The organism is Stakelama flava (assembly GCF_019351405.1).
GTDB classification, from domain to species: domain Bacteria; phylum Pseudomonadota; class Alphaproteobacteria; order Sphingomonadales; family Sphingomonadaceae; genus Sphingomonas; species Sphingomonas flava_A.
This window is the reverse complement of record NZ_JAHWZX010000005.1, coordinates 189348-203688: the sequence shown is the minus strand read 5'-3', so window position 1 is coordinate 203688 and position 14341 is coordinate 189348. Positions and strand designations below refer to the sequence as shown.

The 14341-nt window shown below is 62.5% G+C and carries 16 protein-coding genes, 1 tRNA gene and 1 pseudogene; 11 read left to right on the top strand and 7 right to left on the bottom strand.

What is annotated here, in order from left to right; genetic code table 11:
- Positions 1-150 precede the first annotated feature (150 nt).
- From KY084_RS07740 to KY084_RS07715, 6 genes are all read left to right on the top strand, one after another.
- A complete protein-coding gene (locus KY084_RS07740) occupies positions 151-2349 on the top strand; it encodes a TonB-dependent receptor (protein WP_219237871.1) in 2199 nt (732 codons plus the stop codon).
- A gap of 22 nt (positions 2350-2371) precedes the next feature.
- A complete protein-coding gene (locus KY084_RS07735) occupies positions 2372-3931 on the top strand; it encodes a serine hydrolase domain-containing protein (RefSeq protein WP_219237870.1) in 1560 nt (519 codons plus the stop codon).
- Entirely contained in the window at positions 3928-4944 is a 1017-nt protein-coding gene (locus KY084_RS07730; RefSeq protein ID WP_219237869.1) for a dipeptide epimerase, read from the top strand. The genes KY084_RS07735 and KY084_RS07730 overlap by 4 nt, the downstream gene beginning before the upstream one ends.
- An 11-nt stretch (positions 4945-4955) precedes the next feature.
- The gene (locus KY084_RS07725) at positions 4956-5603 is read left to right on the top strand and encodes a YitT family protein (protein ID WP_219237868.1); all 648 of its coding nucleotides are present in this window, start codon (positions 4956-4958) and stop codon (positions 5601-5603) included.
- Between the two features lie 260 nt (positions 5604-5863).
- Positions 5864-6436: a hypothetical protein gene (locus tag KY084_RS07720; protein WP_219237867.1), complete on the top strand. Its 573-nt coding sequence runs from the start codon at positions 5864-5866 to the stop codon at positions 6434-6436.
- 184 nt (positions 6437-6620) lie between these two features.
- Positions 6621-7289 carry a hypothetical protein gene (locus KY084_RS07715; protein WP_219237866.1) on the top strand — a complete coding sequence of 223 codons (669 nt, stop codon included), beginning with the start codon at positions 6621-6623 and terminating at the stop codon, positions 7287-7289.
- 88 nt (positions 7290-7377) lie between these two features.
- On the opposite strand, the gene KY084_RS07710 is transcribed toward KY084_RS07715, so the two are convergent.
- Together KY084_RS07710 and KY084_RS07705 are read right to left on the bottom strand one after the other, a co-directional pair.
- The gene (locus KY084_RS07710; RefSeq protein ID WP_219237865.1) at positions 7378-7677 is read right to left on the bottom strand and encodes a DUF736 domain-containing protein; all 300 of its coding nucleotides are present in this window, start codon (positions 7675-7677) and stop codon (positions 7378-7380) included.
- Between the two features lie 374 nt (positions 7678-8051).
- Positions 8052-8327 (bottom strand): annotated as a pseudogene (locus tag KY084_RS07705) (cation transporter); the annotation flags it as partial.
- 91 nt (positions 8328-8418) lie between these two features.
- Here KY084_RS07705 and KY084_RS07700 point away from each other — a divergent pair.
- Both KY084_RS07700 and KY084_RS07695 read left to right on the top strand, forming a co-directional pair.
- Positions 8419-8697 carry a type II toxin-antitoxin system ParD family antitoxin gene (locus KY084_RS07700; protein WP_219237864.1) on the top strand — a complete coding sequence of 93 codons (279 nt, stop codon included), beginning with the start codon at positions 8419-8421 and terminating at the stop codon, positions 8695-8697.
- Between the two features lie 2 nt (positions 8698-8699).
- Complete coding sequence (locus KY084_RS07695) at positions 8700-9008, top strand: type II toxin-antitoxin system RelE/ParE family toxin (protein WP_219237863.1); 309 nt, start codon at positions 8700-8702, stop codon at positions 9006-9008.
- Positions 9009-9141: 133 nt separating this feature from the next.
- Here the strand turns inward: KY084_RS07695 and KY084_RS16700 are convergent, their stop codons facing one another.
- The 4 genes from KY084_RS16700 to KY084_RS07685 all read right to left on the bottom strand — a co-directional run bounded on the left by KY084_RS16700 (position 9142) and on the right by KY084_RS07685 (position 11719).
- Complete coding sequence (locus tag KY084_RS16700; RefSeq protein WP_343227977.1) at positions 9142-9405, bottom strand: hypothetical protein; 264 nt, start codon at positions 9403-9405, stop codon at positions 9142-9144.
- On the bottom strand, positions 9362-10186 hold the full coding sequence (locus KY084_RS16695) for a hypothetical protein (protein WP_343227976.1): 825 nt from the start codon (positions 10184-10186) through the stop codon (positions 9362-9364). The genes KY084_RS16700 and KY084_RS16695 overlap by 44 nt, the downstream gene beginning before the upstream one ends.
- Complete coding sequence (locus KY084_RS16690) at positions 10155-11147, bottom strand: ParB/RepB/Spo0J family partition protein (protein ID WP_343227975.1); 993 nt, start codon at positions 11145-11147, stop codon at positions 10155-10157. The genes KY084_RS16695 and KY084_RS16690 overlap by 32 nt, the downstream gene beginning before the upstream one ends.
- Positions 11148-11644: 497 nt before the next feature.
- Positions 11645-11719 (bottom strand) — tRNA-Gly (locus KY084_RS07685).
- 177 nt (positions 11720-11896) lie between these two features.
- Here KY084_RS07685 and KY084_RS07680 point away from each other — a divergent pair.
- Genes KY084_RS07680 through KY084_RS07670 form a run of 3 tightly spaced genes read left to right on the top strand, consistent with a single transcriptional unit; the run spans position 11897 to position 13580 of the window.
- Positions 11897-12802, top strand: a complete 906-nt coding sequence (locus tag KY084_RS07680) for a tetratricopeptide repeat protein (protein WP_246586988.1) — start codon at positions 11897-11899, stop codon at positions 12800-12802.
- Positions 12799-13410 (top strand): LON peptidase substrate-binding domain-containing protein, encoded by a 612-nt coding sequence (locus KY084_RS07675; protein ID WP_219237861.1) that lies wholly within the window; start codon positions 12799-12801, stop codon positions 13408-13410. The genes KY084_RS07680 and KY084_RS07675 overlap by 4 nt, the downstream gene beginning before the upstream one ends.
- The gene (locus KY084_RS07670) at positions 13407-13580 is read left to right on the top strand and encodes a Trm112 family protein (RefSeq protein WP_219237860.1); all 174 of its coding nucleotides are present in this window, start codon (positions 13407-13409) and stop codon (positions 13578-13580) included. The genes KY084_RS07675 and KY084_RS07670 overlap by 4 nt, the downstream gene beginning before the upstream one ends.
- 24 nt (positions 13581-13604) lie before the next feature.
- Here KY084_RS07670 and KY084_RS07665 read toward each other — a convergent pair whose 3' ends face one another.
- The gene (locus KY084_RS07665; RefSeq protein WP_219237859.1) at positions 13605-14264 is read right to left on the bottom strand and encodes an MBL fold metallo-hydrolase; all 660 of its coding nucleotides are present in this window, start codon (positions 14262-14264) and stop codon (positions 13605-13607) included.
- Positions 14265-14341 lie beyond the last annotated feature (77 nt).

Here is a 14341-nt window from a genome sequence, read left to right as displayed (position 1 = left end):
TTCGTTTCTCGCTTCCTCGTCGCGCCACTGAAATGCGCGGAAATACAGAATGGCCGCTCGTTATTTGTGTGAGAGCCCGCAATCAACCCTTGACAACATCTAATAAAAACGAATGGTCATTTTGTTAATTGGCGGCGTTAGGGGTGAATAATGCATCGAGCTTGGCTTTTTGTCGGAACCGCCGGTTTGCTGGTTCTGTGTCCATCCGACGTCCTCGCGCAGCAGGCGGCGGCGAGCGAACCGGAGCAGCGGACACAGGCAGGGGGTGAGATCGTTGTTACGGCCCAGAAGCGGGCCGAGCGTCTGCTCGACGTTCCGCAGTCCATCACGGCCATGCCGGCGGAACATCTCGAAAGGTTGCAAGCCACTCAGCTTCGAGACTATGCTAACACGGTTCCCGCGCTCTCTTTCACCACCAGCGGCGTAGGCCAGAGCCAAATCAGCCTGCGCGGCGTCACGACCGGAACCGATGCTGGGCCCACCGTAGGCATTTATGTCGATGACGTGCCGTTCGGATCCTCCAGCGCCTTTGCCAACGCGGCTTCGCTTGGGCTTGATGCCGGACTGTTCGATCTTGATCGAATCGAAGTGCTGCGCGGCCCCCAGGGTACACTCTACGGCGCCAGTACCATGGGCGGCGTGCTGCGCTACATCACCGTGCAGCCGGACCTGCTGGCCTATGGCGGGCAGGCGCGCGCCGGCATCTCCTACACGGATGGGGGCGGAGCAAACTACGATGGCGCCGCCGCGCTCAATGTCCCGTTCGTTTCAGACAAGGCGGCACTGCGTGCCAGCGGATTCTATACGCATGACGACGGCTTCATTGACGATCCCACGCGCGGCGAAGACGGTATCGGTCGTTCGCGCATTTATGGCGGCCGGCTCGATCTGCTGATCCAACCCTCCAGCGAGTTGTCTGTGCGCCTGACCGCGTTCGCGCAAAACATTTACCGCGATGGCACGGCTACTGCGGACTATACCCTGGCCGGAGACCCGATTGCCGGAAAGCGCGAGCAGGGCCGCGTGCTGGCCGAGCCGTTCGAACAACGCTTCCGCCTCGTCAGCGGCACCATTGCCTATGATTTCGGCGGCGCCGAGCTGACGTCCATTTCCAGCTACCAGACCGTGCGCTCGCGATACCGGCAGGATATTTCACCCGTGTACGTTCCGCTTTTGGGATCGCTTGGTCTGAATTTTGGGGCTGTCGCCGCAGATAACGAGCGCTCGATTGATAAATTTACGCAGGAACTGCGGCTCGCCTCTTCGGATACGGGAACCGTCGAATGGCTGGTGGGGGGCTTCTACACCCACGAGGACACCGGCAACGGACAAGTGCTCGCGCCCTATGTCACCAGCGGTTCCCTTTCGCCGGCTGATCTCTTCACGGTCGAAACGCCGAGCACATACGAAGAAATTGCCGGTTTCGGCAATGTGACCGTCCATTTCACACCTGCGTTCGATGTGACTGGGGGGATGCGCTATGCGCATAACAACCAGTGGTTCGAGCAGATCGGATCGGGGTTGCTGATCGGTTCGCTGCCCAAGGCGAAGGCGAAGGACGACATCGTCACTTGGCTGGCCAACGCGCGCTATCACTTCAGCCGCAATGCGGTCGCCTATGTCCGCTTCGCTACCGGATACCGCCCGGGCGGCCCAAACTTCGTCGCCAGCGACCCGGCCACCGGTGAGTTACTCGCCCCGGCGACCTTCGATCCCGACACGCTTAAAAGCTATGAACTGGGATTCAAAGGAAAGACCGCCGATAAGACGTTCGGTATCGATGCCGCCCTGTATCACATCGACTGGAAGGACATACAGGCGGCCAGCGCGGCTGCGGGCATCGGCGTGCTCGTCAATGCAGGAAAGGCAAAGATCGACGGTGGGGAACTGACGCTGCGCGCGGATCCGGCGCGGAATGTCAATTTCAGCGCGGCTTTCGCCTATCAGCATGCCCGCCTAGCCGCGGACGAGCCCCTCCTCGGCGCAAAGGAGGGGGACCATCTGCCCAACGTCCCGCGCTACAGCGTAGCGATCAATGGCGACTGGACTGGTAAGCAGATGAACTTGCGTCCGACCTTCGGCGCGACATTGCGCTTCGTTTCCGACCGTGTCGCCTCCTTCGACGCCAACCCCAACCTGCCGCAATACCGACTGCCCAGCTACGCCAGCCTAGACTTGCGGGCGGGCGTAAGTCTCGGCCTAGTCGATGCACGCCTCTTCGTGCGCAACCTGTTCGATACGCAGGGCCAGCTTTCCGCGCAAACCGCACTGTCGGTGCTGGGCGGCCCCGCGCAAGTGGCGCTACTTCAGCCGCGCACTATCGGGCTCAGCATCAGCAGCCACTTCTGATCCTTCCCCGGAGTACATTGCTTTGAACAGCGACACGCGATTTGATCGCGACGCAATCGATTCCCTGCTCGCACCCTATGACAGCGGCAAAGCGCCCGGTTTTGCGGTCGGCGTGGCGATGGGCGGCGTTCCTGTCTACCGCCGCGCCGTCGGGATGGCCTCGGCCGAGCTCCCCGTCACTCTGTCGCCGTCCATGCGAATGCGCATCGGTTCGACGACCAAGCAGTTCTGCGCTCTGGCCGTCCTCCTGCTGCAGGAAGACGGGCTGCTCTCCATCGACGAGCCGCTGCGCCGATACCTGCCCGAACTGCCGAATTGGGCCGATGCAGTGTCACTGCGCCATCTGCTCGCGCATAGTGGCGGGTTGCGCGACACGATGGACCTGCTGACGCTGACCGGGGCGCTCGGCAAACCGCTCAATCCTGGGGCGCAGCTTGACACCTATATGCGGATCGACAGCGTGAACTTCGCGCCCGGAGAGAGCTGGAACTACTGCAATGGCGGATATGCCCTGCTTAGTGAAGTCGCGAGCCGGGTGAGCGGCCTTGCGTTCGGCGACTTGCTCCATTCGCGCATTTTCGTGCCGATCGGCATGTACGACACACTGCTGCGGCCGCTGGACAGAGCCATGGTGCCGAATAGTGCGAGCCTGCACGTGCCCGACGGGCGCGGCGGCTGGAAGCGCGGCGACATGGGCATTCCGATCAAGGGCGAAGGCGGGGTGATCTCGACGGTGGACGACATGCTGCGGTGGATGCGCCACATGGCCGCGCCGACCGTCGGATCGGCGGAGACATGGGCGGAACTGACCCGGCCGCATGCGGGCCACGGCTATGGCCTGGGCCTGATCGCCAATCGCCATCGCGGCCGGACTGCGATCCATCATGCCGGCGGGGTGATCGGCGGAGGCTGTCAGATGATCCGCCTGCCCGACGAACGACTTGATGTGATCGTCATCGCGAATTCGAGCAACGCGCTGGCGCTCTACGGCCTTGCCGATGCGATCATCGACGCTTGTGTGCCCGATCTGGAACCGGACAGCGCGCAGCCGCCGCAATGGTCGCCCCGAGGGACCTTCTATTCGCGCGATACTGGGCGCGTCATCGTACTGGACTTCCACGAAGGACAAGTGCTGATGACGCTGGACGGAATGACGCTTCCTACGCGCTGGAACCCGGACGGCTCGCTGTCGCCGCGTATCGCGCCCACCGATCTTGCGATCCGTCCGCTGGACGGCGAAGCCGATCCGGCGGGGCTGGCAGCGATCGAGTTCGGCCGGACTGATCACCTTGCCCCGGTCGCATCGAAAGCGCACCCGAATGTCCATGCGCTTGCCGGTCGCTATGCCGATTCAGCCAAGCTTCTGGAAGCGCGCATCGCCGTCGAACAGGACGGTGTGGCCATGGCCTTGAGCGGCTTCGGCAGCACGCTCGAGTACGCATTACGACCACTGGCCACGAGTCTGTGGAAGTGCGACGCCGATGGAGCGATACCCGCTTCAATCACGCTGGAACACCTTGGCGACGGAATATTGCTAACCAGCGGGCGAACGACACGGTTGCGTCTGGACCGCCGGTCATGACGCGCACGCTGTCGGTATCGCGCGATTCCGGAAGCTTTCGCCGGCCCTTCCGGATATCGGGCCATGTCTTCACCGGCATTCCGCTGGTCCGCGCGACGATCGCAGAAGGCGGCATGGCGGGGCGGGGCGAAGCGGGAGGCGTTTACTTTCTCGGCGACGATGTCGACAACATCCTCGACCGGATCGAACAGGCCCGCCCCGCGATCGAGGGTGGAGCGGATCGCCTGGCATTGCAATCGCTGCTGCCGCCGGGCGGCGCGCGAAACGCACTCGATTCGGCGTTGTGGGAACTGGAAGCACAACAGACGGGCCGGCCCGTCTGGCAGCTTGCCGGCATCGAACGGCCGAGCAGCCTCGTCACCACCTATACGCTCAGCGCTGACGAACCCGCGGCGGTTGGCCGTGCGCTTGGCGGTTATGCCGATGCCCGCGCGTTGAAGCTCAAACTCGATGGAGACCGCGACGCCGATGTTGCGCGTTTGCGCATCGTCCATCAGACACGGCCCGATGCCTGGCTGATGGTCGACGCTAATCAGGGCTATGCCGCGCGCGAGTTGCCGGGGCTCGTGCCGGACTTGCAGCAATGTGGCGTCCGCTTAATTGAACAGCCCGTGGCGCGCGGCGAAGAAGTAGAATTGGACGGTCTGGATCTGCCCATCCCGCTCTTCGCCGAAGAAAGCGTGCTTAGCGCCGCAGACCTGCCGGGGCTTGTCGGCCGGTTTCAGGGCATCAACATCAAGCTCGACAAATGCGGTGGCCTTACCGAAGCCCTGAAGATGGTGCAGGCCGCGCGCCAGCTCGGACTCAAGGTGATGGTCGGCAATATGGGCGGCTCCAGCCTGGCTGCGGCCCCCGCTTTTATGCTTGGCCAATTGTCCGACGTGGTAGACCTCGATGGCCCCAAATTCCTCGCCGAAGACCTGCCGGGCGGTGCCGTTTACGCAGACGGCATGATATCGTTCGACGACGCCTTCTGGGGCGGACCGTCCCCGATTTCGTCAGTCTGTCGCTGATGCACGCTGACATGCCGGAAAATAAGATCGTTCTGGGCGAAAGGCCGGAAACGGAAATAATGGCGCACGGCATTTTGGAAGATGCGATGGCGCTCACCGTGGGCAGTCTGCTTATTGCCTTGGGCCTTGCCACGCTCCACGCCGCCGGTCTGGTCACGGGCGGGATGGCGGGGCTTGCGCTATTGGCGGGCCACTATTTGCCGTTGCCGCCGGGTCCGCTTTTCGCCCTGCTCAACCTTCCATTCGTGTTCGTCGCGCTTCGGGCGATGGGGCTGCGGTTCACCGTGCGCACCATCATCGCCAGCGCCCTGATCGCCGGGCTCTCGCTGGTCATCGATCACGCGCTGACGTTCAACGTCCATGATCGTGCGCTTGTGGCGATGAGCGCGGGTGCGCTGCTCGGCATGGGGGCGATCGCTGTAGTCCGCCATGGCGCCGGCGTGGGCGGGATCGGTGTCGTCACCGTGTGGCTCGGCCGGACGCGGGGCTGGAATATCGGCCGCACCCAATTGCTGATCGACTGCTGCATTCTTGCCGTGTCCGCGCTCGTGCTTCCGCCGGTCAACATCGCTTTTTCCGTGCTCGGCGCCGCCGCGATGGGGGGCGTGACCGGGCTCTGGCTGCGGCCCGGCCGCTATGTCGGATTTTCTGCCTTTTGAGCTGCTAAATCGTAACTCCACGGGACATTGTCATGATCGGTATCACCTTCACCGCCGAAGCCGACGCCTCATCCGCGCCACTGTGCCTTCCGGTCGCAAAAGGAACGGACCTGCGGGATACGCTGGCCGAGCCATGGCGCGTTTATGCGGAAACACGCTCGGCCGCTTCGCCGGCGAGGCCGGAACACTGGCGGAATTCACGATTGCCGACGGCGAAACCGCACGGCGCGTCGTACTGTTCGGGACGGGGGAGTACAGCAATGGCATGGCACAAGGTGCCGCCGCTCTCCTCGCGATTCCTCGTCTCGGGCGAAACTGCGCTTCAGATCGACCTGCGGGCCATCCCGGCCGGAAACCTACCAGAAATCGCAGCCGATGCCGCCGAAGCCCTGCGTCTGAGAAGCTGGCGGTACGACCGCCATCACACCGACATGACCGAAGCCAAGCGCCCTTCGCTTGCCACGGCCGAGCTCGTTCTGGGCGAGTGTGTCGATGCGGTTTCGACCGCATGGCCCCGCCGCTCCGCCGTCTGCGAAGGCGTCGCCTTCGCGCGCGCACTGGTTTCGGAACCGGGCAACCTGCTCCATCCGCAGGCATTTGTAGAGGAATGTCGTGCGCTGGAAACGCTGGGCGTCGACGTCGAGGTGCTCGACGAAGCACAGATGCTGGCGGAAGGAATGGGCGCCCTGCTTGCCGTTGGTCAGGGATCGGCACAGCCGTCGCGCTTTCTCGTCATGCGATGGAAAGGCGGAAGGGGGGGCGACGATGCACCTCCGCTCAATCCAATACATCCTCTTGATCCAACAACGAACCGATTGACCACCGGAGCATAGCGTTGCGTCAAGAATGAGAGGGGCGTACAATGCCTGCTGGAACCGACCGCCTGGGCTGCAAGTGACCCAAAAGACGGTATCTCAATTGTGATCGAACACCCGATCGACAACCATTCAGTCGGCGCAAGGTGGTCATCAAGCGCTTGTGATTACCTGGAAGACGCCGGTTTGAAATGGATTTGTCATGTCTATCCAAAAAGAATGCGCAGACCACCTGCGCCAGACCTATCGCCACCTGACCAACGAGAAGCTTGGTTCGGGCCACGCTCATGAAATTGTTGCGGCATTCTTCGGCTACGGAAGCGCGGCTGCGCTTCGTACCGAGCTGCATTATCAGCTCGACGAACTGAACCGGGCAGATATCTTGATCCCGAACCTGGCTCTAATGGATCAACGAGTTCAACAGCTTCAGGGCCTCCCTGCCAAATTGCCAGAAGTTAACGATCTGGCCTCGCAGCTTTGTGACTTCCTCAGAGCCCAGGGGCATTTCTCCGGTACTGTCTGGCACACACATGACGTCGAGGATTATATAAATTCCGACTTCATCCAGAACGACCCGATGATGATTGAGGACGATTTGTCGAGTGAGATCGCCACAACCAACGCATATTTCGATGAACTTTATATCGACGAGGTGGCGTTGGATATTGGGCAAGATGCGCTCGTAGCCCTTATCTCAGGGTCTCTAAACGGAGACACGGATCAAGACCGGGCGTTCCACGGAGATTCCATCGCATTCACAACAGTGATGACCTTTCAGCGTGTGGCTGGCCGCGTTGCATACGAGAAACCGGAACTGGAAACCTCAGGAGCCGTCGATATGTCAAAATACTACGATGATGAAGAGGCCTGAACTCATCTAATAGGGGATGGGGCAGCGATCTGCCTCGCTATCAGATAACCGATGCGCCCCGCCCGAAAGGGCGAGGCGCTGTTGGCCGTCAGCGCGACCAGATGAGGGCGTATTCGCCGGCGGTGTCGGTCTCAGATAGCGTGGCATAGACCGGTGCCGGGAAGCTCGGATCGTCCAGCTTGACCGAAATGTAGTCGCGGCCTTCGCGACTGGTCTTTTTCCAGGCAGCGCCGATGTCGAGATCGCCGGTGCTGACGCGGAAGTCGGGTGACTTCTCGTCCTCCTTGTCGACGGGACGGAGAACTGCCTGGGTGTTGAGAGTGAGCGTCCTGATGGTGCCGCCCAGTTCGCCGTTGTCGTTGGCGGTGAAGGTGCCGATGGTGGCCATGTCGTATGTTCTTTCGTGTTGCTCGGACCGCGCTCATCGCGGCCTCGATGGCGGTTCAAGGGACCGGAGCGATCGGCGGCGCATCCCAAAGGGACCGCAGCGAAGCGGAGGATGGCGGGAAGTGGCTTTTTTGCTTCGCGATGCAAAGCCGACAGGCGGCGGAAAAAAGCTGCACGCCCGCCATTGCGGCATAGCCGATCGGGCAAAGCCGTCTCCGGCCAGATCAGCCATGAGAGAGGCCGGGTGGGAGTGGTTCTGACGGCAGGGAACTGAGATTGCAGGCGTGCGGTCGGAACGCTACGCCACAGGTGCAGGTGTTTCGGCATTTGTCGAACAGAACGCTCTCCATACCGCACAAGGGCAAATTGAGCGCCTCAGGTGGCGGCGTGTGTCCTTCTTCCCGGAAGTCCCCGCAATTCAGACCGCGCCTGCCGGACGATCTGCCAACCGCCACTGACACCGAGCCCGGCCAGGATCGCGGCAACGGCGATGTCGGGCCAGGAGGTGCCGGTGCCGAGCGCGGCGGCGACCACGGCCACATTGCCGATCGCATCGTTGCGTGACCAGATCCAGACGGACCTGCGATTTGCGTCGCCGTCGCGGTGCCGCCACAGCATGAGGGCGCAGGTGCAGTTGGCGATGAGCGACAGGCAATTCTGCTCCTGTTCGTGGTCGATTTATCCGACAAACTTGAATCAGTCGACGAATAGGATTAAATCCTATTCTGAAGGAGCGAGTATCATGCGAACGACTCAACAGTTCAGCGTCACTTTGCCCAACGAGATGGCGACGCAGGTTCGCGCCAGGGTAGCATCAGGCGAGTATGCCAGCGAAAGCGAAGTAATCCGCGACGGGTTGCGCGCGCTTCAGGCGCGTGACCGGGCCGTCGATAGCTGGCTGCGCAACGAGGTAGCTCCCGCCTATGATGCCTATCGGGCCGATCCTTCGCGCGGTATCCCGCTCGAGGATGTACGGTCCGGCTTGGCCGAACGCCAGAAACGGGCAACCAAGCGCGGCTGAGCGTGGGACATTCCATTGTCTTCACGCCGGAAGCGCGCGACCATATCGATGCCATTTACGACTATATTGCTGACGCAGCATCTCCTGAAATTGCGGGGCGCTTCACTGACGGTATTCTCGACCATATCGGCAAACTGACCAATTTCCCTCATCGCGGGACCATGCGAGACGATCTGAGGCCGGGCCTGCGGACACTGACCTGGCGGCGGCGTGTGACGATTGCCTTTGCGGTAGACGACACGGCAGTCGCTATCGTCGGTATTTTCTATGGTGGGCGGGACTTCGAGACCATCCTGGCCGAAGGTGATTAGGATCGCGAGCCGGGTCGTGCCCAGCGAGCGCTAAATCCGCCCGCGCCCGATGGAGCGCGGGCGCAATCTTTGAGCCGTCTAAATAGACGGAAAGAAAAGCCGGGACCGCTCGCACGGCCCCGGCTTCATGCCGCTATTCAGCGGCAACGGCGTAGAAGTCTTCTCCGTCCTCGGCTTGCGCTTCGGGAGCCTCCGCGTCGGACGACTGCACCACTCGCTGCTGCGATGTCCGCAGGGTTACAGGCAACCATCCGGTCCCGGCCAGAAGCTGCTCGGCGGCTTGCGCCATGTCCTGCTTCTTCATGTCCGCGATCCGGCGGGCATCCTCCTCCGACACGCCTTCGGTCACGGCCTCAACGATATGCGCCTTGGTAACACGGCGAAGATAGCTGTCCACGGTGGGCGTCCAGTCCTTGCATGTCGAGCGACAGCGCGCTTGCCAGCCTGTCGGCGGTTTGCAGCGAGCGGGGCTTGCGACCCCACGGCAGACGCAACGCATTGACGGTGCAGGCCACGCAATGCGCCAGCAGCGCCACCCGGTCCTCGTCGTCGAGCGCAACCATGAAAGCCCACAGGTCAGCCACATCACGCGGCATCCGTTCGGCCCATGCCTCATGCGCCGCGTTTGCCTTTACTGCCAGCGGCGTATCCTCGATCCCATCCGCATGACTGCCAAGCGGCGTCACGGTCGGACGAACCTCAAGGCAACCCGCCTCGGCATAGCTGTAGAACAGTTGCGAAGTCAGCGTGTGGGTGAGCGCGATCAGCGCCATGTCGGGCCGCTCGCCAAGCGCCACGCGAAGGGCCAGTGTCCGGTGCGCGGACAGGTCGCGCGTCAAGGCATCGGAAATCGGCTTGCCGACTTCCTCGTCCTCGATGTCCTGCACTTCCTCATTACCTTCGGCCTGCTCATCCTCGACCGTCTCCAGGTCGATGGCTTCACCTTCGGCCTGCGGATCGGCCAGCGCCTCATCCTCGGCACGAACGAAACCACGCTCGATCCTGACCGTGCCATCATGGTTGAGCACTACGAACACACCGCCATGCGCGATCAGGTTGGCATCATAGGTATGGCGCTTCTCGGAAATCGCATCGATCTCCGCGTCCAGCGCCTCGACCTTCGCCGCCACACCCTCGGGCATTTCGTCAGGAGTCGAAATTCTCGACAAGCTGGTCATGTTCGACTGACGCCGACTCCAACCGCGCCTCGTCCTCATCGGACAGGGCAACGGGTTCGGGATAGAAACGCCGCATGCCGTGCGCATGGGGATAGTCGATATGGGCTTCGGCCCATTTCCAGCCCTCGGTCTGCACTTCGGCGGCAATTTCGCGCAGCTTCTCGATGGCAAGCAAACCCGCATCCTCGAAATAGCCCCCGCCTTCATCGGCGAACAGGTCGCGGATGATGATGCCGCCCGCTTCCTCATAGGCAGCTTCGCCCACGAAGATCGCCCGGCAATCATGGCCGGGAACATTGGCAGCGGTCAGGTCGCGCCGGATGATCCACGCCTCCCGGTTGTGATGCAGGCTCTCGAACACCTGCTCCTGCCGGTCGTGGTCCTCGGTAATGGCAAAGGCCATCAACTGGTCCAGCGTCAGCGCGTCCTCACGATAGACCTGCAACAGCGCCGGAGACACGGCACTCAGGCGAAGCCGCTGCTTCACGACATGGGCGGACACGCCGAACCGCGCTCCGATCTCCTGCGCGCCCCAGCCCTTAGTTTCGGAAAGCTCGCGGAACCGCTCGAACTGGTCGGCGGGGTGCATGGGCGTTCGGGTGACATTCTCGTCCAGACTGATCTCGGATGGGTCGTTCTCGGTATCGAGCCAGCAGCGCACCGGATCGGACTTCTTCATCTTCCTGCGCTTGGCGCACAGCAGCATTGCCTGTCTGCGGCCTTCGCCAACGGTCACGAAATAGAAGCCGGTCGGCGTTTCGTCTTCCGTCACTTCGGGTTCCACGACAAGGTTCTGGATCAGTCCCTTATGCGCGATGGATGCGGCCAGCGCGTCGATGGCGCTTTCGCCATGCGGCACCTTGCGCACATTGCGCGGGGACTTCTTGAGCTTGTCCAGGGGCACGAAAATCTCGACGCCCGACACAGGCTCGGCAGCGGTGGTTTGGGTAACAGCGCTCATCACTTTTCTCCTTCAACACACTCACCCCGGAATGGGGTGGGCGGTGAAAGAGCGGACCGAAGGCCCGCCGGCAGAGCCGGGACGCACCCGCAGGGCCGGAACTAAGAGGAGGTAAGCGCGGCCACGCGCGTTGCGCCCCGGCGCGGCGGGCCTAGAGGGAAGCGTCGCCCACCCCACCGACGGGGAGAGCCACAAACAGCGCGATTGGGACAGGATAGCCTGGCTCGATCTCGACACAGCGTCAGACGTCACACGGGGCGTTGCGGGGTGTCCCCGCTAGAAGGGGTCTGACGAGACTTCGGCTCGTCAGCAGGGGAAGGCATTCCCCGACAAGATTCGTGGCTTCAACATCAGGGGCCGCCGATGGCACGCCAGAGGCGTCCTGAAACACCCGCTCAGCATATTACGTCCTTATTACTTTCCCGGTCTCCGCAGAGCACGTAATATGGTTTTCCTGCCGGGGCAGGTTTATAATATGCTGATTTTCTAAGCAAATCTGGAGCGGGCGAAGGGATTCGAACCCTCGACCCCAACCTTGGCAAGGTTGTGCTCTACCCCTGAGCTACGCCCGCTCTGGCGCGCCGCTCCGGCGGGGAGCGGCTGAAGTAAGGTCGCGGCCTCTAGCATCGGGTCGGGGGTTCGACAAGCCCTATTTCGCCTTTTTGAAAAACCCTTGGACTTGCCCCGCCAAACGCCCACATTACCAGTTCACGCGAACCACCGATGAAGGAGCGATACCCTTGGCAACGATGGGACTTGGCGCCGCCGATAAGGAAGCAATCGAAGCGTTCCGCCGCGACGTGGTCGAACCGTCGCGCACCAAATTGGTCATCCTCGATTTCTGGGCCGAATGGTGCGGCCCATGCAAGCAGCTCGCCCCGATGCTGGAAAAGGTGGCGGCGCAATATGCCGACAAGGGTGTGGTGCTTGCCAAGATCGATGTCGACAAGAACGCGTTCATCGCCTCGCAATTCCAGGTGAAGTCGGTTCCGACCGTCTATGCCATGTTTCAGGGGCAGCTGGTCGCCGATCTGGGTCAGGCGCGAACCGAATCGGCGCTGAAGCAGATGCTCGATCAGATACTGGCGCAAATTCCGGTGGAGAGTGAAGCGGGCGATCAGGCCGAACAGATCGCGCCGATGATCGAAATGGGTGAACAGGCGCTGGCGCAGGACGATGCCGAACAGGCGCTGGGCATCTTTTCGCAGATCGTTGCGATCGCGCCGGACAATGCCGGGGCGCAATCGGGCCTGATCCGCGCGCTGGTCGCTTCCGGGCGGATCGACGATGCCGAAGCGGCGATCGCGGCGCTTCCCGAAACGGTAAGCAAAGCGCCGGAAATCGAACGCGCGCGCGCATCGCTTTCGCTGGCCCAGGATGCTTCGGGATCGGATGCGAACATGGCCGGGCTGGAGGCTGCGGTTGCCGCCTCCCCCGACGATTATCAGGCGCGCTATGATCTCGCCAATGCGCAGATGGCGGCTGGTCGGCGGCAGGAAGCGGCCGACAACCTGTTCGCGATTATCGCAGGCGAAAAAGACTGGCAGGAAGGCGCCGCGCGCCAGCAGCTTTTGAAGCTGTTCGAAGTGGTCGGACTGGAAGACCCCTGGGTGGCGCAGCAGCGCCGGCGGCTGTCGCAACTGCTGTTCGGATGACGACGACGCGCATTTCGGTCTTTCCACTGGGGGGTGCGCTGCTGTTCCCCCGGATGCACTTGCCGCTGCACATATTCGAGCCGCGCTACCGCGCGATGGTGTCCGACGCGCTGGCGCGCGACCGGCGCATCGGGATGGTGCAGCCGCGCGAACCGGGCGACGCCCCCGCGCTGTTCGAAATCGGCTGTCTGGGCAAGATCGTCGAGGTCGAGACGTTGGAGGACGGGCGGTTCGATATTGTCCTGGAAGGACTGGCGCGCTTCGCCATTCGCCGCGAGCTTGATGTCACCACGCCGTTTCGCCAGGTCGAGGCGGCATTGATCGAACAGGGCGATGCCGAGATACTCTCGCTTGCCGAGCGATCGGCGATCGAGATGGAGGCGCGCCGCTTTGCCGATGCGCATGGCTATGCCGTCGACTGGGAGGGCGTGTCGCGGCTGGACGATGAAAGCCTGGTGAACGGTATCGCGCAGATCGCACCGTTCGACATTGCGTCGAAACAGGCGCTGCTGGAGGCGAACGCGCTTCGTGAGCGGGCGGACCTTGTCATCCAGCTGATGCAGTTTTTCGGCCGTCACGGCGACGACGATATCGGGACGCTGCAATGACGAACGACGCCCTTCCCTGCCCGCTGGAACGGCTGGTCTGTCCGGTCACCCGCGCGCCGCTTCGCCATGACCGGGCTGCAAACGAACTGGTGAGCGACGAGGCAGGCCTTGCCTATCCCGTATGCGACGGCACGCCGATATTGCTGATCGACGAAGCGCGGCGGCTGTAACTGGCCGCCACAAGGCGCGCGGCCCTATCGCGCCAGCGCGGCATCGCCGACCAGCGGGTTGGTGCGCCGTTCATGCGCGAAATTGCTCATCGGGCCATGGCCGGGGATGAAGGCGGTATCGCCGCCCAGCGGCCATAATTTGCTGGTGATCGCATCGATCAGATCCTGATGGTTGCCCATTGGGAAATCGGTGCGGCCGATCGATCCCTGAAACAGGACGTCGCCGACGATCGCCAGTTTCGATTCGGGATGGTGGAAGATGACGTGACCCGGCGTGTGGCCGGGACAATGATAGACGTCGAACGTCAGCTTCCCGACCGTGAGGTGGTCGCCGTCGTCCAGCCAGCGATCGGGTTCGAACGGTTCGCCGGGAATGCCGAACTGCCGCCCGTCATCGGCAAGCCGGGCGATCCAGAAGCGATCGGCCTCGTGCGGTCCTTCGATCGGGACCGCATATTCGCGCGCAAGAATCCCGGCCTGCCCGCAATGATCGAAATGGCCATGGGTGATGAGAATCTTTTCGATCGTCACGCCGTGCTGGTCAGCCGCGGCGCGCAGCCGATCAAGATCGCCGCCGGGATCGACAAAGGCGCCCTTCATTGTTTCGGTGCACCAGATCAGCGTTGCGTTCTGCTGAAGCGGGGTGACGGGAACGATTGCGACGCGAAGCGGGGGATTTGCCATGCCGTCGAATTTAGAGCGATGCGGCGGCGCGGGCAACATTGGCTTGCCGCGGCGCGGGCAAGGCGGCATCGCGGGGG

Excerpts from the sequence above, each read along its gene's own strand:
- KY084_RS07740 (WP_219237871.1), top strand. The coding sequence starts at position 151 with ATGCATCGAGCTTGGCTTTTTGTCGGAACCGCCGGTTTGCTGGTTCTG.
- KY084_RS07730 (WP_219237869.1), top strand. The coding sequence starts at position 3,928 with ATGACGCGCACGCTGTCGGTATCGCGCGATTCCGGAAGCTTTCGCCGG.
- KY084_RS07725 (WP_219237868.1), top strand. The coding sequence starts at position 4,956 with ATGCCGGAAAATAAGATCGTTCTGGGCGAAAGGCCGGAAACGGAAATA.
- KY084_RS07720 (WP_219237867.1), top strand. The coding sequence starts at position 5,864 with ATGGCATGGCACAAGGTGCCGCCGCTCTCCTCGCGATTCCTCGTCTCG.
- KY084_RS07715 (WP_219237866.1), top strand. The coding sequence starts at position 6,621 with ATGTCTATCCAAAAAGAATGCGCAGACCACCTGCGCCAGACCTATCGC.
- KY084_RS07710 (WP_219237865.1), bottom strand. The coding sequence starts at position 7,677 with ATGGCCACCATCGGCACCTTCACCGCCAACGACAACGGCGAACTGGGC.
- KY084_RS07700 (WP_219237864.1), top strand. The coding sequence starts at position 8,419 with ATGCGAACGACTCAACAGTTCAGCGTCACTTTGCCCAACGAGATGGCG.
- KY084_RS16695 (WP_343227976.1), bottom strand. The coding sequence starts at position 10,186 with ATGACCAGCTTGTCGAGAATTTCGACTCCTGACGAAATGCCCGAGGGT.
- KY084_RS16690 (WP_343227975.1), bottom strand. The coding sequence starts at position 11,147 with ATGAGCGCTGTTACCCAAACCACCGCTGCCGAGCCTGTGTCGGGCGTC.
- KY084_RS07680 (WP_246586988.1), top strand. The coding sequence starts at position 11,897 with ATGGGACTTGGCGCCGCCGATAAGGAAGCAATCGAAGCGTTCCGCCGC.
- KY084_RS07675 (WP_219237861.1), top strand. The coding sequence starts at position 12,799 with ATGACGACGACGCGCATTTCGGTCTTTCCACTGGGGGGTGCGCTGCTG.
- KY084_RS07670 (WP_219237860.1), top strand. The coding sequence starts at position 13,407 with ATGACGAACGACGCCCTTCCCTGCCCGCTGGAACGGCTGGTCTGTCCG.
- KY084_RS07665 (WP_219237859.1), bottom strand. The coding sequence starts at position 14,264 with ATGGCAAATCCCCCGCTTCGCGTCGCAATCGTTCCCGTCACCCCGCTT.